This window comes from Novosphingobium subterraneum (assembly GCF_000807925.1).
In the GTDB taxonomy this organism is placed as follows: domain Bacteria; phylum Pseudomonadota; class Alphaproteobacteria; order Sphingomonadales; family Sphingomonadaceae; genus Novosphingobium; species Novosphingobium subterraneum.
Window position 1 is genome coordinate 1 of record NZ_JRVC01000027.1, and the last position, 19,049, is coordinate 19,049.

At 64.8% G+C, this 19,049-nt stretch carries 22 protein-coding genes; 7 read left to right on the forward strand and 15 right to left on the reverse strand.

Translation table 11 applies throughout. The features are described from left to right. The first annotated feature begins 249 nt into the window (after positions 1-249). Complete coding sequence (locus tag NJ75_RS20025) at positions 250-1,002, forward strand: hypothetical protein (RefSeq protein ID WP_156135889.1); 753 nt, start codon at positions 250-252, stop codon at positions 1,000-1,002. A gap of 4 nt (positions 1,003-1,006) precedes the next feature. Here NJ75_RS20025 and NJ75_RS20030 read toward each other — a convergent pair whose 3' ends face one another. The 4 genes from NJ75_RS20030 to NJ75_RS20045 form a co-directional block, all read right to left on the reverse strand. Continuing rightward, on the reverse strand, positions 1,007-1,531 hold the full coding sequence (locus NJ75_RS20030) for a helix-turn-helix domain-containing protein (protein ID WP_062780380.1): 525 nt from the start codon (positions 1,529-1,531) through the stop codon (positions 1,007-1,009). An 83-nt stretch (positions 1,532-1,614) separates the two neighbouring features. Continuing rightward, complete coding sequence (locus NJ75_RS20035) at positions 1,615-2,061, reverse strand: hypothetical protein (protein ID WP_039337686.1); 447 nt, start codon at positions 2,059-2,061, stop codon at positions 1,615-1,617. 44 nt (positions 2,062-2,105) lie between these two features. After that, entirely contained in the window at positions 2,106-2,525 is a 420-nt protein-coding gene (locus tag NJ75_RS25215; protein ID WP_052242691.1) for a hypothetical protein, read from the reverse strand. 112 nt (positions 2,526-2,637) lie between these two features. Continuing rightward, positions 2,638-3,213 carry a helix-turn-helix domain-containing protein gene (locus NJ75_RS20045; RefSeq protein WP_039337687.1) on the reverse strand — a complete coding sequence of 192 codons (576 nt, stop codon included), beginning with the start codon at positions 3,211-3,213 and terminating at the stop codon, positions 2,638-2,640. 246 nt (positions 3,214-3,459) lie between these two features. On the opposite strand from NJ75_RS20045, the gene NJ75_RS20050 reads away from it, so the two are divergent. Further along, positions 3,460-5,094: a sensor histidine kinase gene (locus tag NJ75_RS20050; protein WP_039337689.1), complete on the forward strand. Its 1,635-nt coding sequence runs from the start codon at positions 3,460-3,462 to the stop codon at positions 5,092-5,094. Further along, positions 5,091-5,717: a response regulator gene (locus NJ75_RS20055; protein ID WP_039337690.1), complete on the forward strand. Its 627-nt coding sequence runs from the start codon at positions 5,091-5,093 to the stop codon at positions 5,715-5,717. Before NJ75_RS20050 ends, NJ75_RS20055 begins: the two co-directional genes overlap by 4 nt. Before the next feature lie 120 nt (positions 5,718-5,837). Here NJ75_RS20055 and NJ75_RS20060 read toward each other — a convergent pair whose 3' ends face one another. Genes NJ75_RS20060 through NJ75_RS20080 form a run of 5 tightly spaced genes read right to left on the reverse strand, consistent with a single transcriptional unit; the run spans position 5,838 to position 11,564 of the window. Beyond that, a complete protein-coding gene (locus tag NJ75_RS20060; protein ID WP_039337691.1) occupies positions 5,838-7,007 on the reverse strand; it encodes an acyl-CoA dehydrogenase family protein in 1,170 nt (389 codons plus the stop codon). Continuing rightward, positions 7,007-8,218, reverse strand: coding sequence for an acetyl-CoA C-acetyltransferase (locus tag NJ75_RS20065; protein ID WP_039337692.1), 1,212 nt, complete (start codon positions 8,216-8,218; stop codon positions 7,007-7,009). Before NJ75_RS20065 ends, NJ75_RS20060 begins: the two co-directional genes overlap by 1 nt. A gap of 2 nt (positions 8,219-8,220) precedes the next feature. Next, on the reverse strand, positions 8,221-9,447 hold the full coding sequence (locus NJ75_RS20070) for a CoA transferase (protein WP_039337693.1): 1,227 nt from the start codon (positions 9,445-9,447) through the stop codon (positions 8,221-8,223). Between the two features lie 3 nt (positions 9,448-9,450). Continuing rightward, positions 9,451-10,635 (reverse strand): acyl-CoA dehydrogenase family protein, encoded by a 1,185-nt coding sequence (locus NJ75_RS20075; protein WP_039337694.1) that lies wholly within the window; start codon positions 10,633-10,635, stop codon positions 9,451-9,453. 11 nt (positions 10,636-10,646) lie between these two features. After that, entirely contained in the window at positions 10,647-11,564 is a 918-nt protein-coding gene (locus tag NJ75_RS20080; protein ID WP_039337695.1) for an SDR family NAD(P)-dependent oxidoreductase, read from the reverse strand. A gap of 175 nt (positions 11,565-11,739) precedes the next feature. On the opposite strand from NJ75_RS20080, the gene NJ75_RS20085 reads away from it, so the two are divergent. Continuing rightward, on the forward strand, positions 11,740-12,648 hold the full coding sequence (locus NJ75_RS20085; protein WP_039337696.1) for a LysR family transcriptional regulator: 909 nt from the start codon (positions 11,740-11,742) through the stop codon (positions 12,646-12,648). A gap of 66 nt (positions 12,649-12,714) precedes the next feature. Here NJ75_RS20085 and NJ75_RS20090 read toward each other — a convergent pair whose 3' ends face one another. The 4 genes from NJ75_RS20090 to folE all read right to left on the reverse strand — a co-directional run bounded on the left by NJ75_RS20090 (position 12,715) and on the right by folE (position 15,366). Then, complete coding sequence (locus NJ75_RS20090) at positions 12,715-13,080, reverse strand: endonuclease domain-containing protein (RefSeq protein ID WP_156135890.1); 366 nt, start codon at positions 13,078-13,080, stop codon at positions 12,715-12,717. Between the two features lie 179 nt (positions 13,081-13,259). After that, positions 13,260-13,736, reverse strand: coding sequence for a PaaI family thioesterase (locus NJ75_RS20095; RefSeq protein ID WP_052242692.1), 477 nt, complete (start codon positions 13,734-13,736; stop codon positions 13,260-13,262). A gap of 42 nt (positions 13,737-13,778) precedes the next feature. Next, the gene (locus NJ75_RS20100) at positions 13,779-14,753 is read right to left on the reverse strand and encodes an NAD(P)/FAD-dependent oxidoreductase (protein WP_082013496.1); all 975 of its coding nucleotides are present in this window, start codon (positions 14,751-14,753) and stop codon (positions 13,779-13,781) included. A 16-nt stretch (positions 14,754-14,769) separates the two neighbouring features. Next, a complete protein-coding gene (gene folE / locus NJ75_RS20105) occupies positions 14,770-15,366 on the reverse strand; it encodes a GTP cyclohydrolase I FolE (RefSeq protein WP_039337745.1) in 597 nt (198 codons plus the stop codon). Between the two features lie 171 nt (positions 15,367-15,537). Between folE and NJ75_RS20110 the strand changes: the two genes are divergently transcribed. Continuing rightward, the gene (locus NJ75_RS20110; RefSeq protein WP_039337698.1) at positions 15,538-16,128 is read left to right on the forward strand and encodes a PAS domain-containing protein; all 591 of its coding nucleotides are present in this window, start codon (positions 15,538-15,540) and stop codon (positions 16,126-16,128) included. Positions 16,129-16,150: 22 nt separating this feature from the next. Here NJ75_RS20110 and NJ75_RS20115 read toward each other — a convergent pair whose 3' ends face one another. Together NJ75_RS20115 and NJ75_RS20120 are read right to left on the reverse strand one after the other, a co-directional pair. Further along, positions 16,151-17,125, reverse strand: a complete 975-nt coding sequence (locus tag NJ75_RS20115; RefSeq protein ID WP_039337699.1) for a sensor histidine kinase — start codon at positions 17,123-17,125, stop codon at positions 16,151-16,153. 126 nt (positions 17,126-17,251) lie between these two features. Then, complete coding sequence (locus NJ75_RS20120) at positions 17,252-17,632, reverse strand: hypothetical protein (protein WP_039337700.1); 381 nt, start codon at positions 17,630-17,632, stop codon at positions 17,252-17,254. 176 nt (positions 17,633-17,808) lie between these two features. Between NJ75_RS20120 and NJ75_RS20125 the strand changes: the two genes are divergently transcribed. Both NJ75_RS20125 and NJ75_RS20130 read left to right on the forward strand, forming a co-directional pair. Continuing rightward, positions 17,809-18,207: a protocatechuate 4,5-dioxygenase subunit alpha gene (locus NJ75_RS20125; protein ID WP_052242693.1), complete on the forward strand. Its 399-nt coding sequence runs from the start codon at positions 17,809-17,811 to the stop codon at positions 18,205-18,207. Next, positions 18,207-19,049: a class III extradiol dioxygenase family protein gene (locus NJ75_RS20130; RefSeq protein WP_039337701.1), complete on the forward strand. Its 843-nt coding sequence runs from the start codon at positions 18,207-18,209 to the stop codon at positions 19,047-19,049. The genes NJ75_RS20125 and NJ75_RS20130 overlap by 1 nt, the downstream gene beginning before the upstream one ends.

The following is a 19,049-nucleotide window of genomic DNA, read 5'->3' on the forward strand; positions in this document are numbered from 1 at the left end:
CCCCCAACCCCTCCCGCCTGCGGGAGGGGAGACTTGTTGGGATGGCCTTCCGGTGGCGGGGTGGGGCGGGGTGCTCGGTTGATAGTGCCCCTCCACCATCCTGCGGATGGTCCCCCTCCCCCGGTGGGGGGAGGAACTTGCGCCGACTCATGGGAGCGCGAGGGTTTTGACCCTCGCACTTTTTGCTTCTGCTTGACCCTTCCCAGTTTTCGCTTTCCTACATTTAACCGTATGGGTTAATTGTGGGGGATGGATGAGAATTTGCGAGATAAGCAGGCGCTGATCGGCGGGTGCCCCTCCACCACCTGCGGTGGTCCCCCTCCCCCGGTGGGGGAGGAACGGCGTCGGACTTCGCGGGTGCGGCGGGTGGATGTGGTGGATGACTCGGCGCTGGCGTTTGTGCCGTTTGTGCATGTGGCGCCGCGGCGGAATTCGATCACGCCGGAGAAGCAGCGGCGGTTCATTGCCACGCTCGCGGCGACGGGGATTGTCAGCCAGGCGGCGCTGCGCATCGGGGCTTCGGTCGAGGCGCTTTACAAGTTGCGGCATCGGGTGGGCGCGGAGGACTTTGCGCGGGCGTGGGATGCGGCGGTGGAGCGGGGCTATTCGCGGCTGGAGGACTGTGCGCTGGAGCGGGCGATTGCCGGCGAGGAGCGGCCGGTGGTCTCGCGCGGGAAGGTCGTCGCCACGTGGACGCATCACAATACCGGGCTGCTGATGTTCCTGCTGCGCGCGCGGCGGCCGGAAAAGTATGGCGCGGTCAGGGTCGGCGACCTGCGCGAGGGGCATCCGGTCTATGAGGCGCTGAAGGTGCGCTGGGAAGCCGAGCGGGCGGCGGCGGATGCGGCGAGTGCACAGGGCGCGCGGGCTTCGCTGCGGGCAAAGCTGCTGGGGATGCGGGAGGCGGTGTTGCGGGAGGGGGTGCCGGGCGGCGCTGGCCCCTCCTCCGCTGGCCCCTCCTTCGCTGGTGATACCCTTCCTCCCCCTGACGGGGAGGAATGAGCGTTCAGTCTTCGGCGGTTGGCGTGAGGATCTTGTCGGCGATGTCCTCCATGCGCTGGCACATCAGGGCGAGCGTGGCGTCCATGGCGGCGAGCCCGGCGGGGCTGAGGTGGACGAAAGTGCGGCGGCCATCGCGGCCATCGTCCTCGCGCTCTACCAGGCCGCGCGCCTCGAGGATGCGCAGCCAGCGCAGCGCGGTCGTCGGCGGGACGTGGGCGCCGATGCAGGCGCTGGTGGTCGGCACGCGGCGGTTCTCGCGCCCGGCGACGTATAGATCGAGCAGGATGTCCCAGGTCGGCTCGCCGAAGAGATCGGCGGGCAGGTGCTTGTGGCGGCGGCGGCGGGCGGCGTAGAACTCGCGCGCGGCGACGGTGTGGCGGGCGATGGTCGCCTCATCAAGCGCCGGGGCGGCGGGCGCGGCGAAGGCGGGCGCGGCCGGAGCGGACGGGGCGCCGACGATGGTGAGACCGGCCCGGCGGCCGACGGAATCGCGCCGGGGGGGCGCACTGCGCATGGAACGTACGGTCATGTCTGTGGCTCCCGTGAAATGGGATGGATGGTAAGGCGGCGATGTCTTGCGGTGTCCGGCGGCGGGCCGGGGTGCCTAGGGCGTCAGGTGAGGCGCCAGGCGTGGTAGCGGCCGATGCGGTCGGTCCGCTGGAGATGCGCGGTGGTGCCGAGGAGAAGCGCGGCGCTCTGGATGGCGATGGGCAGCTGGCTCATCGCGAAGTAGCCGTAGCGGACGAGCGAGAGGTCTATCATCTTGGCGAGGTGGGCGAGGATCAGGATCACTTGCCCCGAACAGGCCCAGAGCGGCCAGGCGCGGTTGGCGCGCAAGGCTACCCACAGCAGCGCGGCCAGGGCCCAGCTGTCGATGACCAGGTGCCCCGGGTCGATCGCGAAGAAGGCGGGACTGCCGAACAGGGCATGGTTGGCGAGATCGAGCAGGATGGTCGCGATAAGGATGGCCGCGACCATGCGCTCCGGCTCCCCGCCCTTGCGCAAGGCAAAGACGAGGATGCCGACAAAGGCGATGCGAGCGGCCCAGATCATGAGCATTGCTTCAACCCCTGCCTGCTGCCGTACCTGTCAGCACTCGGGGCTCAGGCCGCATCGACCAGCGCGACCGGGTGGGCGGCGTCGCCGAGCGAGCCCTTTGGCGGGCAGTCGTCGACCAGGCCAGAGCCCATTTCGCGGCCGACGTCGGCCAGCTTGCCATGGACGCGGGCGAGTTCGCCGCTGGCATCGAGCACCGCCTTCTGGCTGGCGGCGAGGCGGAGCAGCGCTTCCTGGCCGGTGAACGGGCCGACCGGGGCTTCACGCCGGGCACGGACCATGGTGGCGAGCAGGTTGGCCTGGCGGATCAGCGCTTCATCGAGCGCGGCCTCGGCTTCGTGCAGATCGCGGGTGATGCGCAGGCCATGAACGGCCGTGGCATTGCCGGCAGCGGCGGCGCGCCGCTTGTCCTGCCCGCCCTTGGTTTGCCCGAAAGTCATCGCGATCGTGTTGTCAGTAGCTTTCATCTTCACACCCTGTCCCGCCCCATTGCCAGGACGGACCCCTTCATGTGGACGCCGACGCCCCCGCGCCGGAAATCCGGTTCATGGAAGGAGATGGTCGGTGAAGGACCTTGCCCTACCGATCGAGCATGGCGGACAGTTGCATGAACATGCTCAGCCCACCCAGCACGATCAGGATCAGAAACACCGTTATGCCGCCAATATACCCCAGCCGCAGAAGAGTGCCGTTCGGCCCGTCGAACATCTCCGGGAGGACATGATGATAGACCATCCCGTCAGCCTCGGCCGGCGCCTGGCGCCTGCGTTCGACCTGAGCATCGGCCCGACCCTCGATCCCTGGTGCATCTTGCACCGGAAGCCTGGCCTCTGCTCCTGACGGTCCGACATCCGTGTCATCCCGAGAGCTGGTTTCGACCGGAAGCGGCGGAAAACGTATATGGGAATCTTCATATACGGGTTGTTCGTATGTCTCCACCAATCGGCGATAGGCTTGCGCGACCTCACCCCGGGTGGCCACGCCAAGCTTGGCCCGGGCCAGCATGATGCGTTGATCGACGGTATGAGGCGAAATCCCGAGCTGACGCGAGATCTCCTTCGATGTCATATGCTGAATCAACAGATCGAGAACCTCTCTCTGCTTTGCCGTCAGCTCGACCAGCGGATTGTCGCAAAGTTCGCCCGTCACAATCATTGCAGTGATGAATCCCGACTATTCCCGGCCTTCGAAAAAGGTAAACATCCGGTACTGTCAATTCTGCACGAACGCCCCGAATTTGCCAAATATTCTTTCATTCATCGCACCATGAAGGTGATCAGCCAGTTAAAACGCGCTTAACTTGGGGCGGCGCAAACCCGGCGTGTCCAAATCGCTGTTCACGGCGCGTATGGCGTGCAAAAATGATGCGGGGAGTCCGAATCAGGACAGGACGGGTAGGAAATGCGCAGGCGTAACACGGGGCGAGTCGTTGCGACCGGACGGGCCATCCTTGCGCTTGCGTTTCTGCTCGCCCTGGTGCTTGATCCGACCGTACCGGTGCGGGACAGCGCCTTGGGCTACAGCCTGCTTTCGGCATACACGCTGTGGACGGCAGCGCTTATGGTCCTCGCGTGGCGAAGCTGGTGGTTCGATTTTCGGCTTGCTCCAGCCGCGCAGGCCATCGACATCGCAATCTTCATCGCGGCAGTCTATTTCACCGAAAGCCGCTACACCGAGTTCCAGAGCCCGTTCCTCGCACTGGCCGCGTTCCTGCTTGTTGTCGCCATGGTTCGTTGGAACTGGCGCGCCACGGTCGTCACCGCCATCGTTTTGCTGTTCACGAACCTGCTGTTCGGAATGATCCTGTACTCCTGGGGCGTCGACATCGATCCCTACCGCTTCGTACGGCGCACGATCTACATGATCCTGCTTGCCTCGATGCTGATCTGGTTGAGCATGTCACGCTCGACCGGGCGCCTGGCAGTGTTGCCAGAGCCGACGGGGATTCCGGGCAAACGGCGCGACCTCGTGTTCGATGGAGCGCTCAATCTGCTGGTCCAGTCCTTCGGAGCGCGCAACGTCGCCTTCGCCTTCGCCAGCAGCGAGGAACCGTGGATCGATCTGCGCCGCATGGACGATGGGGTTCCGGACAGACAGCGCCTTTCGCCTGAAACATTCGCGGAGGAGCTCCTTGCCCCCCTGCCGACGATGCTCATAGACATGAAGCGAAGCAGGCAACTGATCGAAACCCCTGCCGACGACGCGATCGAAGTCCGCGCCGAGCAGCTGGATTCGCGGCTTGCGACCTACCTCGGTGTCGAGACCGGGATGATCGCTTCGGTGCGCAGCGTGATGGGGTCCGGCCATCTCGTTGTGTGGAATGCCCACGCCCTCAGTTTTGACGATATCGGCCTGATGTCTGCCATCGCCCGGGAGGTCGGACAGGCGCTGGACCGGGAAGAAATGGCCCTGCTTGCCCGAACAGCAGCCGAAACCGGCATCAGGCACGCGGTCGCGCGCGACCTGCACGATAGTGTCGCCCAGTTCCTGGCGGGCACGCTGTTCCGTCTCGAAGCGCTGCGACGCTGGATCCGCGAAGGCAATGACCCGGAAGGCGAGATCGATTCGATCAAGAACGCATTGCGCCGCGAACAGGGGCAGCTGCGCCTGCTGATCGAACGACTGAGGCGGGGACAGGACAGCGACCGCCGGACCGATATTGCCGAGGAGCTGCGCGATCTTCTGGCTGAGGCAGGTGCGCACTGGCACATCTCGACCGAGCTTGTGCTGACAGGTGCGCCCGAGCCGGTGTCCGTGCAGCTTTCCCACGAAATCCGCCAACTGGTGCGCGAAGCAATTGCCAACGCGGCCCGTCACGGCAAGTGCAGCAAGGTGCTTGTCAGCCTGACCGAAGATGTCGGCGAACTGCGCCTGAGCATCACCGATGATGGCGTCGGATTCCCCACCCTCGGCAATGCCGCGCGGCCACGCTCGATTTCGGAACGTGTCGAAGCGCTGGGGGGGAGCTTCAGGCTTGATTCCAGCAGAGGCGGCGCTCGTCTCGAAATTGCCTTACGATCCGGAGAACTTGCATGATTCCAGTCCTAGTGGCCGATGACCACGGCTTCATCCGCGCAGGCGTGGAAGCGGTGTTGCGCGGCACCCGGTTCTCGGTAGTAGCGGCCACCGCAAGTGGCGAGGAAACGCTGGACGCGATCAAGACCCACGATCCGGCCATTGTCCTGCTTGATATCAACATGCCCGGCATGAACGGCGTGCAGACGCTGGAAGTCTTGCGCGATCGTGGCGACAAGCGCCCTGTCGTGCTGCTGACCGCCGAGATCAATGATCGCCAGCTGATTTCGGTGATGCGTGCAGGGGTAGAGGGCATCGTCTCGAAAGACGGGGCGGAGGACGGCCTGGTCGACGTGCTGGAAAAGGTTCACGGCGGCCAGAAGGCCATCGAGCCGATCTTCCTGCAGCGGGCCATCGATCTTTCGCTGCGCCCCGATGCGCAGGGGCCGCTGGCCAAGCTCAACCCGCGCGAGCGCAAGATCGCCGGGCTGGTGGCACGTGGCCTGCGCAACCGCGACATCGGAGCGGAACTGGGCATCGGCGAAGGCACGGTGAAAGTCTATTTGCACACGATGTACCAGAAGCTGGGCATCGATAACCGCACCGAACTAGCGCTGCTGGCGGTGAACGAACAGGACAACTGATCGGTCGTTCGAGCCTGAAAAGCGGGACCCCCGGGTCGAGCCCGGGGTGACGGCAGGGAGGTTGGAGGCGAGTTTGAACGACCCGCAACGGTATCGTCCTGACGGGCTTCTCTTGCCCTCTCAATAACTCCTTGGCAGCCCGAGCACGTGTTCGGCCAGGAACGACAGGATCAGGTTCGTGCTGATCGGCGCAACTTGATAGAGGCGCGTTTCGCGCAGCTTGCGCTCCACGTCGTATTCCTCGGCAAAGCCGAAGCCGCCGTGGGTCTGGACGCAGGCGTTGCCCGCTTCCCATGAGGCATCGGCGGCGAGCATCTTGGCCATGTTGGCCTCTGCCCCCATCGGCAGGCCAGCTTCGTACATTCGCGCCGCCTCGCGCACCATCAGTTCCGCCGCGCGCATCTGCGCATAGGCCTTGGCAATGGGAAAGGCGACACCCTGATTGGCGCCGATCGCCCGCCCGAACACCTGCCGCTCCTTGGCGTACTCCACCGACCGCTGCGTGAACCACTTGGCATCGCCAACGCATTCCGCGGCAATCAGCACCCGCTCGGCGTTCATGCCGGAGAGGATGTAGCGGAAGCCCTTGCCCTCCTCGCCCAGCAGGTTCGCGGCCGGGATGCGCATGTTGTCGAAGAACACCTCAGTGGTGGCATGGTTCATCATCGTGCGGATCGGGCGGATGGTCAGCGATCTGCCCACCACTTCGCGCATGTCGACGATGAACACTGAAAGCCCATCGGTCTTCTTCGCCAGCTCCTCGCGCGGGGTGGTCCGCGCCAGCAACAGCATCAGGTCGGAATGCTCGGCCCGGCTGGTCCAGATCTTCTGGCCGTTGACGACGTATTCGTCGCCCTCGCGACGGGCGAAGGTGCGCAAGCTGGTGGTGTCGGTCCCGCTCGTCGGTTCGGTCACGCCAAAGGCCTGCAGGCGCAACTCGCCGCTGGCGATCTTTGGCAGATACTGGCACTTCTGCTCTTCCGAGCCGTGGCGCAGGATCGTGCCCATGATATACATCTGCGCGTGGCACGCCCCGCCATTGCCGCCCTCGGCCTGGATTGTCTCGAGGATCGCCGCCGCCGCGCCGAGGCCAAGCCCCGATCCGCCGTACTCCTCGGGGATCAGCACCGAAAGCCAGCCCGCTTGCGTCAGCGCGTTGACGAATTCTGTAGGGTACTGGCGCTTCTCGTCCAGCTTGCGCCAGTATTCGCCCGGAAATTGCGCACAGAGCTTGCGCACGCCCTCGCGGATTTCGCCGTGGTCCTCGGAGTCATAAGGCGAGAGGATCATCAGGCGGCCTCGAATACGGCTGCTATGCCTTGCCCGCCGCCGATGCACATCGTCTCAAGCCCATAGCGCCCGCCGCGCCGTTGCAGTTCGCGCGTGAGGTTGGCGAGGATGCGGCCGCCGGTCGCGCCGATGGGGTGGCCGAGGCTGATGCCCGAGCCATTGACGTTGAGCATGTCGTGGCGGCTGTCATCGTCCGACCAGCCCCAGCCCTTGAGGCAGGCGAGGACTTGCGGCGCGAAGGCCTCGTTCAGCTCGATCAGGTCGATGTCGGCCCACGACAGGCCATTGCGGGCAAACAGCCGCTCGGTTGCGGGGACCGGGCCATAGCCCATGCGCGAGGGATCGCAGCCCGCCGCCGCCCACGAATGGAACCAGGCGATCGGCTCCAGCCCAAGCTCTTCCAGCTTGTCCTCGGCCACGACCAGACACGCCGCCGCCGCATCGTTCTGCTGGCTGGCATTGCCTGCGGTGACCACACCCTTTTCAAGCGGCTTGAGCTTGCCGAGCGATTCCATGGTCGCGTCGGCGCGATAGCCCTCGTCGTGTGCGAAGGTCACCGGGTCGCCCTTCCTCTGCGGGATGGTCACCGGCACCAGTTCATCATCAAACAGGCCCTTGGCCCAGGCGGCTGCGGCGCGCTGGTGGCTGCGCACGGCGTAGGCATCGCAGGCTTCGCGGCTGATGCCGAAGTCCTTCGCAAGATTCTCCGCCGTCTCGATCATGCCCGAGATCACGCCATAGCGCTCGATCGGCTGGCTCATCACCCGCCCCCGCGTCAGGCGGTCATGCAGCGTCAGCGAGCCTGCGCGCACGCCCTTGCGCACATCGGTGGTGTAGTGCTCGACGTTGGACATCGATTCCACGCCGCCCGCCACCACGACATCGGACACGCCCGTCTGCACCATCATCGCGGCATTGACGATGGCCTGCAGGCCGGAACCGCAGCGCCGGTCGAGCTGATAGCCCGGCACTTCCTCGGGCAGTCCGGCCAGCAGCCAGGACCAGTGCGAGATGCACGGCGCCTCGCCATTGCCATAGCCTTGCGCGAAGATCACGTCGTCCACCCGGGCGGGATCGATCTTCGTCCGCTCCATCAGCGCGGTGAGGATCGTCGCGCCAAGCTGCCCGGCGGTGAGCGAGGAAATGCTGCCACCAAACTTGCCGACGGCAGTGCGGATCGGGGCGACGATGGCGGCTCTACGAAGGGTCATGGTCATTCCTTGTCTGAAGTGGCGACGACGCCCTTGTCGATCAGTGCGGCGATCTCGCCCGAGGACATGCCCAGCCGATCAGCCAGGACCTCCTCGCTGTGCTGGCCAAGATAGGGCGCGGGCAACGGATTTCCCGCTTCACGGTCGGGGATGTTGGCGAAGCTGCGCGGGGCGGGGTATTCGAAGCCGCTCGGGTTGGCGGGCGATGGGCCGAACAGCGGATTGTGGGTGACGAGGTCCGGATCGCGCGCCATCTCGTGCATCGTTCGATAACGCTCGAACGTAGCCCCGGTCCTGGTCAGCCGCGCGGCGAGATCGGCGTAGCTGAACCGCTCCGCCGCTTCCTGGAACATCGAGAACAGGCGGTGGCGGTGGACGAAGCGGTGATGATCGCTGGCGGCAAAACTCACCCCCAGTTCCGCTTCAACCGCGGCCACATCATCGGTCAGCCCGAACGCCTCGACCGTCGCCTTCCACTGCTTGGGCGTCAGCGCGGCGACCATGAAGCGATGGCCATCGCCACTGCGGAAATCGCGTCCGAACGCGCCCCAGATGGCATTGCCGATGCGTTCGCGGTCGCCTCCGCGATAGAGCATTTCCGCTGCCGCCCCTGCATTGAAGGCCGTGCCGATGGCGACGTCGCCGAGCGGCACGCGCAGTTCGCTGCCTTCGCCGGTGGCGTCGCGATGGCGCAATCCCGCCAGCAGCGCAAAGGCGCAATAGGCCCCGGTGATGAAGTCCCAGGCCGGCAGTATCTGGTTGACCGGCGGCGCGGTGCCTGCGTCCCACTCCTCGGGCCCGGTCATCAGCGGATAGCCCGAGGCGGCGTTGACGGTGAAGTCCATTGCCTGCCGCCCGTCATGCCAGCCCATGATACGCACCGAGACGAGATCGGGCCGCCCTCCCGCAATCCGCTCATGCGCCATGAAGCTTTCCACCGGCAGGTTGGTGATGACCTGCCCCGTCTTGCGCGCCAGCTCCACCGCCAGTTCGCGCCCTTCACCGGTCTGCAGGTCGAGCGCCACGCTCTTCTTCGCGCGGTTGAGGTTCTCCCACGACAACGAGCGCCCCTCGCGCGTCATCATGTAGCGCTTGTAGTCCAGGCCGCCGCGCCGATCGTCGATGCGGATCACCTCTGCCCCCATCTGCGCGCAATAGAGGCCCGCCGTCGGCGAGGCGACGAAGGACGAGACCTCGACGATCGAAAGCCCGGAGAGCAGCTGGTACATGACTTACCAGACGGTCCCTTCGCTGGCGAACTCACGCAACAGGTGCTTGGCAATCTGCAACTGCATGATCTGGCTGGTGCCTTCGTAGATGCGCAGGATGCGCGCATCGCGGAAGAAGCGCTCCGCCGGATATTCGGCAAGGTAGCCGGCACCGCCGAACACCTGCACGCAGCGGTCGACCACGCGCCCGCAGGCCTCGGACGAAAACAGCTTTGCCGCTGCCGCCTTGCGCTGGATGTTCTCGCCGCGGTCGGCGCGGGCGCAGGCATCGGCGACCATGCATTCGGCGGCGTAGAGGTCCGCTTCGCTGTCGGCCAGCATCGCCTGGATCAGCTGGAAATTGGCGATGGGTTCGCCAAAGGCCTTGCGTTCGTTGGCGTAGCGGATCGCGGTATCAAGCGCGCGGCGCCCCATGCCCACCCCCATGCCGGCCACCGAAAGGCGTCCGTTATCAAGGCTCTGCATCGCGATCTGGAAGCCGCGCCCTTCCTCGCCACCGACCAGTGCCGAGCCCGGAATGTGGACGTCCTCCATGATGACATCGGCAATGTGCGCGCCCGATTGCCCCATCTTCTTGTCGGGCTTGCCCACGGTGATGCCGGGTGTGCTCATATCGACGATGAAGGCCGAGACGTGCGCGTTCTTGGGCAGCGCTTCCTTCGACGTACGCGCCATGATCAGGCCGATCCTGGCGCTTGGGCTGTTGGTGATGTAGCGCTTGGTGCCGTTGAGCCGGTAGCCGTTGCCGTCGCGCACGGCGGTGGTCTGCATCGCCGCGCTGTCCGATCCCGATCCCGGCTCGGTCAGGCCGAAGCAGGCAATCTCGCCACTGGCGATACGCGGCAGCCATTCGGCCTTCTGTTCAGGCGTGCCATGGTTCTTGATCGCGCTGCCGGTCATGCCGATGTTGATCGACACGGTGGAACGGTACGCGGGAGAGGCATAGGCCATGTGCATCACCGTGGTGATGTATTGGCTGATGTTCATGCCCGCGCCGCCGTATTCCTCCGGGATGGTGATGCCGAACAGGCCCATCTCGCGCATTTCGTCGAGGATATCATCGGGGATGCGGTCATTGGCAATCACGTCGTCCTCGGCGGGGATCAGCCGCTCGCGCACATAGCGGCGCAGCTGTTCGAGGAACTGTTCGAAGATTTCCGGGTCCATGCCGGGGTTGACGTTGGCCATGTCAGGGTTCCTCAGACGGGGTCGTAGGGAAAGACGTGTGCCGAAACCTCGTCGGCGCGCGCAAAACTCGGGCGGAATGCGGGGATCAGCTCCTCGGCAATGGCCGTGGGCGTCCAGCCCTCCAGCTTGACCATCGAGCGCACCGGGCGTGGCTTGTCGAACAGCAGGATCTCGTTCTTGCGCACCGAGAAGATCTGGTTGGTAACGTCCACGGAAAGGTCCGAAGCGAGATAGGCCACCAGCGGCGCAATCTTGTCCGCACTCATCGTCTGCATCCGCTCCACGCGCAGCTTCTGCTCGGGCGTCTCGGCCGGGATCGAGGCGGTCATGCGGCTCCACGCAAACGGCGCGATGCAGTTCGACCGCACGCCCCAGCGCGCCATGTCGAGCGCGATCGACTGCGACATCGCCACCAGCCCCAGCTTCGCCGCCGAATAGTTGGCCTGTCCGATGTTGCCGATCAGGCCCGAGGTCGAGGTGAAGTGGATGAAGCTGCCGGAAGACTGTTCGCGGAAGTAGGGCGTCGCCGCCTTCGAGACATTGAACGCGCCGGTGAGGTTCACGTCGATGACGCTCGTCCAGTCCTCGTAGGACATCTTGTGCCAGATCGTGTCGCGCAGGATGCCGGCGTTGTTCACCACCGCGTCGATCCGCCCGAACCGCTGCACGGCATCTTCCACGATGCTGGCTGCGCCCGCCGGATCGGCCACGCTGGCAAGATTGGCGTGAGCCTTGCCTCCCGCTGCCACGATATCGTTGACCGTGGTCTGCGCGGGGCCTGCATCTCCACCATCCCCGCCTTGCGCCACGCCCGGATCGTTGACCACCACCGCAGCACCTTCACGGGCGCAGAGCAGCGCGATCTCGCGCCCGATCCCGCGCCCGGCGCCGGTCACGGCAACGACCTTTCCATCCAGCACGCCGGCCATCCGAATCTCCCAACGGTGTCTTGTTGACACTCTTGTTAAGCGACCGATTAAACCATTTCAAGCGCTGCCACCACCACCTTCGGCAGCGCCTTTGGGAGAGGACTTCACAATCACCAAGAATTGTGGTTTGGAAGCTCAACCAATCACCTTGTGATTGAACCAAAGGTGGCTTCCGATGCGCTTCAAGGGCCTCGATCTCAACCTGCTCGTCGTGTTCGACGCGCTGATGGAAACGCGCAGCGTGACCCGCGCGGCAGAGCGGATCGGCCTGACCCAGCCTGCGACAAGCGCGGCCCTGCGCCGGTTACGCGACTACTTCCATGACGAGATCGTCGTCGCCGTAGGCAAGCGCATGCACCCCACGCCGTTCGCCGAGGGGCTCCACCCGCAGATTCAGCTCGCCCTGCGCGGGGTCGAGCGTGCGATCACCACGCCCACCGCGTTCGATCCGACGACCTCGACCCGCCGCTTTCGCATCGTCAGTTCGGACTACATCATGGTTGCCGTACTGGTCCCCCTGATCGAGCGCTTTGCCGTAACGGCGCCGGGCGTGCGCGTGGAGATTATCCAGCCGACCGAACAGGCCGTGTCCGAACTGGAATCGGGCAAGGCCGACCTCCTCGTCACGCCCGAGCCGTTCCTTGCTGCCTGGCATCCCCATGAAATCCTGTTCGAAGAGGAACAGGTCGTGGTCGGCTGGGCAGAAAATCCGGTGCTCAAGCGGGGGCTTACCGAGGAAGACTTCTACGCCGCAGGTCACGTCACCGTCGCCTTCGGGGCCACGCGCACTCCAGCCTTTGCCGATTCCACGCTATCGCGCATGGGGCGCGAACGGCTGGTTGAAGTTACCGTGTCCAGCTTTGCCTCGGCGCCGTGGTTCATCGAGGGCACCGCGCGCCTTGCGGTTCTGCACGAGCGCCTTGTCCGCCAGATCGCCCGCCGCTTCAATCTGGCCTGGGCGCCAATGCCGTTCCCGTTTCCCAAGATGCACGAGATGATGCAATTCCATGAATCGCGCGCCGACGACGCCGGGCTCAACTGGTTGCGCCAGCAGATGCGCGAGGTTGCCGCAGAGGCGGCTTGAGCGAAATTGCGCCGCAAACCTTCCCCCTTGATGGGGGAAGGATACCGTAGCTTGCGGGCTTGCCCGCTAGCGGAGGTTGGATGGGGGTGAAATTGCGCCGAGTTCGCGGGCAATGACAAGCGCAACTCCCCCGCGGTTGCCCAATACCTCGTTGTTCCAGAACCGCAGGACCGGGTATCCCTCTCTTGCCATCATTGCATCGCGACGCGCATCGTCTTTTCCACCGTGCTGACCACCATCGATCTCGATTACCAAACGTGCTTGGTGGCTTGCGAAATCACAGATTGCGCGAGCGAGCGGGACCTGTCGGCGAAAACGCCAACAGCCGAATTGCTCCTTGAGCAGGCGCCACATCACCGCTTCGGCTTCGGTGGGTTCACGCCGCATCTTTCGTGCGCGCTGAATTGCCAGAGGAGGTGGAGGCTTCTTCACGTGCGAATTTCACCCCCATCCAACTCCGCCTAGGCAGCAAGCTGCCAAGCCTTCGTATCCTTCCCCCATCAAGGGGGAAGGGAAAGCGGGTTTGCTACCAATTCTGCAGGACGGTCATTGGCAAATCATAGCCATCATCCGGATGCCGCCACTCGTTGCCAGACATCCAGCCACCACCCCTAGTGCGAGGTGCGTCGCGCCCGCTTGATCGTGCCGGAAAAGCTCAGCACGGCTTCCTCCTGTCCATTCGCGCCGGTGCGCAGGATCGTGCCGCGGGCAAAGACCAGGCTGCCCCCTGCGCGCACGCATTCTCCGCGCGCGGTCAGCATCTCGCCCGCCTGTGCGCCGCTGACGAATTCGCAGTTCATCGTCACGGTCACGCCACTCACTTCGTCGCCGTTCGAGGCCGCGACCATGAACAGCGAGAAGTCGGCGAAGGTCATCAGCGATCCGCCATGAACGATGCCATGGCCATTGAGGTTCTTGGCTTCGGGAATGAACCCGGTGACGATGCCGCGCTCGTCGCGCTTCACGAAGAACGGACCGGTGCCGTCCTCGAACGGGTCCTTGCCGGACCATTTCCACCAGCCGGCCCAGGGACCGTCCTTGACCTGTTCGAAATTGCCCCTGATCGGCGAAGTCTCTGACGTGCTCATGGCCGCCTTCTTAAGCGGACGTTTGAAGGGCTGTCGATAGGGTCAGGCCACTTCCTCGCGTTCGCGGGCCATCATGCGGGTTGCCAGTGTCCTTCCCGATATCCACGCGTTCTCCACGCGCGGGCCCAGCAGCCAGTCACCGCATACGCCGATTTTCGACTGTGCGCTCCACAGCGCGCCAAGGTTGCTGCCGGTCGACATCGCATAGCGCCAGCGATGGGCCGAGGCCGTGACCGGTTCCGGAAGGGTTTCCTCCAGCGCCTCGCTTAAGGCGGCAAGCAGGGCAGCCGTGACCTGCTCCACCGTGTCTTCGATGTGCTGGGTCGACCAGTGGGGGCTGGCCTGCACCACCCATGTTTCCGGGCCTTTCCGGCCCGGCTTGGCACCATTGCGCGCGGCCCAGCTTATCAGGCCCGCCTCGCGTACCGTGTCCTGTCGGCTCGGCAGCCGCTCGGCAAAGGCGAACATGCCGGTCCAGCACGGTTGCGACCGGGCGGCGAGCGCGGTTGCCGCCAGCGAAAGATCGTGCAGCGCCACGATGGCGGATGCCTGCTCGGGCGGGAGGGATACGACAACGGCGTCGAACGGCCCGGCCTGCAGCCGCTCTCCCGCAGCGGTCTCGCCGGTCAGGAACCAGCGATCCTCGCGGCGGACAAGGCCGCGCACGTGCCAGCCGAAGGTCACGTCGTGCTGGTCGGCCATGTCCTTGATGACGGCGTTCATTGTCGGCACGCCGACCCACGCGCCGGTTCCGGCGGCGGGCCATGGCGCAGCGACGCCGCTCGCCGACCAGCGCGCGACTTGCGCCATGAACGCCGGATCGCGGACGGTGAAGTATTGCGCGCCATGGTCGAAATGGGCATCGCCCAGCGGCGTGGCCATGCGGCGCGTCGACATGCGCCCGCCGGGGCCGCGCCCCTTGTCGTAAAGCGCTACGGTGTGGCCCGAGCGAACGAGCTGGGAAGCGCAGGAAAGACCGGACATTCCTGCGCCAACAATGGCAACATGCATCTTCATCGGTGTTTTCGCGGGCTCAACCACGTCCCATCAACGCCAGGACTTCCTTGCGGCTGCTGGCATCGTCGAGGAAGCAACCGAGCATCCGGCTCGTCACCATCCCCACGCCATGCGTCCTGACCCCCCGTCCTGTCATGCAGCCATGCTGCGCCTCGATCACCACCGCGACCCCTTGCGGCTGGAGATTGTCCCAGATGCACTTGGCGACTTCCGCCGTCAGCCGCTCCTGCACCTGCAACCGGCTGGCATAGCCGTGGAGCACGCGCGCCAGCTTGGAAATGCCGACCACGCGGTCCTTGGGCAGGTAGGCAATCGAGGCGGTGCCGATGATCGGCGCCATGTGATGTTCGCAGTGGCTCTGGAACGGGATGTCGCGCAGAAGCACGACTTCGTCGTAGCCGCCCACTTCCTCGAACGTGCGCGAAAGGTGCAGGCCCGGATCCTCGGCATAGCCGCGGCAGTATTCGCGCCAGGCCCGTGCCACGCGCTTGGGCGTATCGAGCAGGCCCTCGCGCTCGGGTTCGTCGCCCGACCAGCGGATCAGCGTGCGGATCGCCTCCTCGACCTCGGCGGGGACGACGATCTTGCCGTCCTCGCCGATCACGTCAGCCATGCCCGATGAGGCGGCGAGGGAGGGTGACAGGACGTTCATCGGCAAAGGCTCCGATCCGGCACGAAAAAAGGTTGCGGAATGATGTCCGGATGCGCCCCGGCCCTGTCAGGAACAACACGGACCAAAGGGCACGGGCTGGAAATGCGCGGAAAGGCGCGTATATCTGTCCGCATGTCCATAGCCGAGATGATCGCCTCCAGCCCGACGGCCGCCGTCATCAGCAATCCGCGTTTGCCGGACAACCCGATCATTGCCTGCAATGACGCGTTCGTCGAACTGACCGGATACCCGCGAGAGGAGATCATCGGCCGCAACTGCCGCTTCCTCCGCGGGCCCACGACGGAGGACGACAAGGCGAGGGTCCTGCGTGAAGGCATTCACCGCAAGCAACCGGTGATGGTCGAGATCATCAACTACAAGAAGGACGGCACCCGCTTCCGCAACGCGGTGATGGTCGCGCCGATCTTCGATGCCGAAGGCGAAGTTGAATACTTCCTTGGCTCCCAGGTCGAACTGCCCGAAGAACAGGGCGCAGCCAACGACGTGCGCCGCAATGGCGCTGCCGAACGCGTCGAACGCCTCAGCCGTCGCCAGAAGGAAATCCTCGTGCTCATGGCGGCCGGAAAGCTCAACAAGCAGATCGCCTACGAACTGGGCCTTAGCGAACGCACCGTGAAGATGCACCGCTCCGCCGTGCTCAAGGGGCTGGACGTGAAGACCAGCGCCGATGCCATCCGCGTGGCGATCGAAGCCGGGTTCTGACGCCCGTCAGCGGTTCAGGAGCTCAGCGCTCTAGCGGCCGCACGCCCTCGATGCGCATTTCGCACCACACGCCAGCCGGATCGAAGTTCAACTCCAGTCCTTCGATCCCCGGCTGCGGCACCAGCAGCCGCGAACCTATGCCCGGGCGCTCGGGGCTGATAACGCGCGGGCCGCCTTTCTCCGCCCACAAGATATAGAGCGTCGAACCCGACGGGCCGATGAACCAGCTCAGCTCCACATGGCCCCGCCCGCCCGACAGTGCGCCGTACTTTACCGCATTGGTGCACAACTCGTGCAAAGCCATGATCAGCGGAATGCAGCTTCCAGCCGGCAGCACGCACGGTTCTCCCGTCATGCGGATGCGGTCGTCGTGTTCGAACGGGGCGACCGTGTCGCGCACGAGTTGCGGCAGCCGTCCTTCCGCCTCTGCGCCGATCTGCAAGAGATCGCTCGCAGCGGCAAGCCCTTCGATCCGCAGGCTGAACTCCTTGTAGAAATCCATCGCCGATGCCGCCTTGGGCCCGCGCGAGGCGAGCGCCTGGATCAGCGTCAGCATGTTGCGCACGCGGTGGCGCAGCTCGCGATTGTAGCGCTCCTGCTCGGCATTGACGACCGCGATCCGCCGCATCGCCCCGCGCAGGATGCTGCCGATCAGGACTGTCAGCCCGCCCGAGAACACGAACAGCATGAAGAGCAGGCTGCGCACGACGCTCATCTGCGAGAACCAGGGTTCGCCCCCGAAAAGCCGCTGTGCCAGCAGGGAAGCAACAACCAGGTAGGTCAGGGCGTAGCGCAGTTCGAGTGCGAGCGATGCAATCAGCAAGGCGGGCCAATAGGTCACGAACGGCCGCCCGAGCGCACCCATGTCGAGCGAGGCGCGCAATATCGTGGGCACGAAAAGCAGCACCGCAATCCACGCCAGCGATTCCGCAGGGGTGCGATCAGGATTGACCAGCGCACGCACGACACGTGCCTGACGTGTCTCGCCATTTGCCAAGCTTGCACCCCCATTTTCGATTGGACCGGCTCTTTTTTCGACGGCTTGGTCCAATTCGGACCATACTAGCGTCGCCGGATTTACAAGTGCAAGAATTTTCGGGTTTTTTATGTACCGCGCGTCACATCAATCCACGGGAGCCAGCGCGGCGAAATCCACCCGCGTCGGCGCCGCTAGGCGCAGCACGTCGGCCATGGCGATAACCTCGGCTATCGCTGTCGCTTCTTGCACCGTCAGGCCCGAGAAATCGGGCAGGAATGCCCGGCAGGTCTGCAGCAGATTGGCAGGCGAACGCTCCAGTTCGGAACGATAGGCTTCCAGAGTCCGGCAACCGTCGATCTCGCTCCACGCAATGCCGCTGGGAGAGGGGCGTTCGTGATAGGCCCAGAGCGCATGGATCGCGCGCTCCACCGCCATCTGCACCTGCTCGACCACCAGCGCGCCCGAGGCGCGAGCCTTAAGGCGTTGGCGGTAGCGGCGCTGACGTTCGGCGTTGGTAAGGGGCATGAACTTGATTTTACACGTGAACCCGCCCCGTTCAAACTCCGTTACGTTACTTATGCCGCTGGCCGAAGTTTGACCTGCATCAAGGCCGAGATTGTATGTGTTGCATATGATCTTGGCAGGCGCCGCATCGAAGGCCTGTTCGATTCGGCGACAAGATCGCTTGGGAGACCAGATGCATGGAACACCATCAGACCCCGTCCGCCGCTGCCCGCGAACAGACCTTGCGCCGTGCCATCCCCCTGTTCGACGGCGCCCCGGCCTCGCGCGGCTATGAACTCAATGCCATGTGCTTTTCGTTCAACGAGAAAGCCAACCGCGATGCCTTCCTTGCCGATGAGGAAGCCTATTGCGCCCGCTTCGACCTGACGCCGCAACAGCGCAAGGCCGTCGCCGAGCGCGACGTGCTGGCCATGCTCGAGGCTGGCGGCAACGTCTATTACCTTGCCAAGCTTGCCGGCATCTTCGGCCTTGGCGTGCAGGACCTCGGCGCCCTCCAGACCGGCATGTCCGTCGACCAGTTCAAGGCCATGCTCGTCGAATGGGCAGCCAAGATCCCCACCAAGGAGAATGCATGATGGCACAAGTCATCGGCGGCTATTTCACCAGCCACGTCCCCGGCATTGGCGGCGCGATCATGCGCGGCGATCAGGACACGCCCTACTGGAAGCCGTTCTTCCAGGGCTTCCCACCGATCCGCGAATGGCTGGCGCAAGCGAAGCCAGACGTCGCCGTGGTCTTCTCCAACGATCATGGCCTGAACTTCTTCCTCGACAAGATGCCGACCTTCGCGGTTGGCGCAGCGCCTTCGTACGACAACGCCGACGAAGGCTGGGGCCTGCCGGTCTACAAGAGCTTCGAGGGCCACCCGGCGCTTTCCTGGCACCTGATCGACAGCCTGGTGCGCGACGAGTTCGACATCACCACCTGCCAGAAGATGCTGGTCGACCACGCCGTGTCGATCCCGTTCGAACTAGCCTATCCCGGTGTCGAGACATGGCCGATCAAGCTTGTGCCGATATCGATCAACACCGTGCAGTATCCGTTGCCTAGCCCGAAGCGGTGTCTGGCGCTGGGCCGTGCGGTCCACCGCGCCCTGCAATCGTGGGGCGGGGACGAGCGCGTGCTGATATGCGGCACAGGGGGCCTGTCGCACCAGCTCGACGGTCCGCGCGCCGGCTTCATGAACCCGGACTACGACCTGTTCTGTCTGGATAACCTGGCGAGCAACCCGGAAGCACTGACCGGCCACACTGCCGAGGAAGTGGCCGAGCTTGCCGGCACCCAAGGTGTCGAGATCCTCAACTGGATCGCTGCACGCGGCGCCATGGGCGAACAGGGGATGAGCGAAGTCAGCCGCAACTACCACATCCCGATCAGCAATACCGCCGCCGCGAGCCTGCTGCTGGAACCGGCTTAA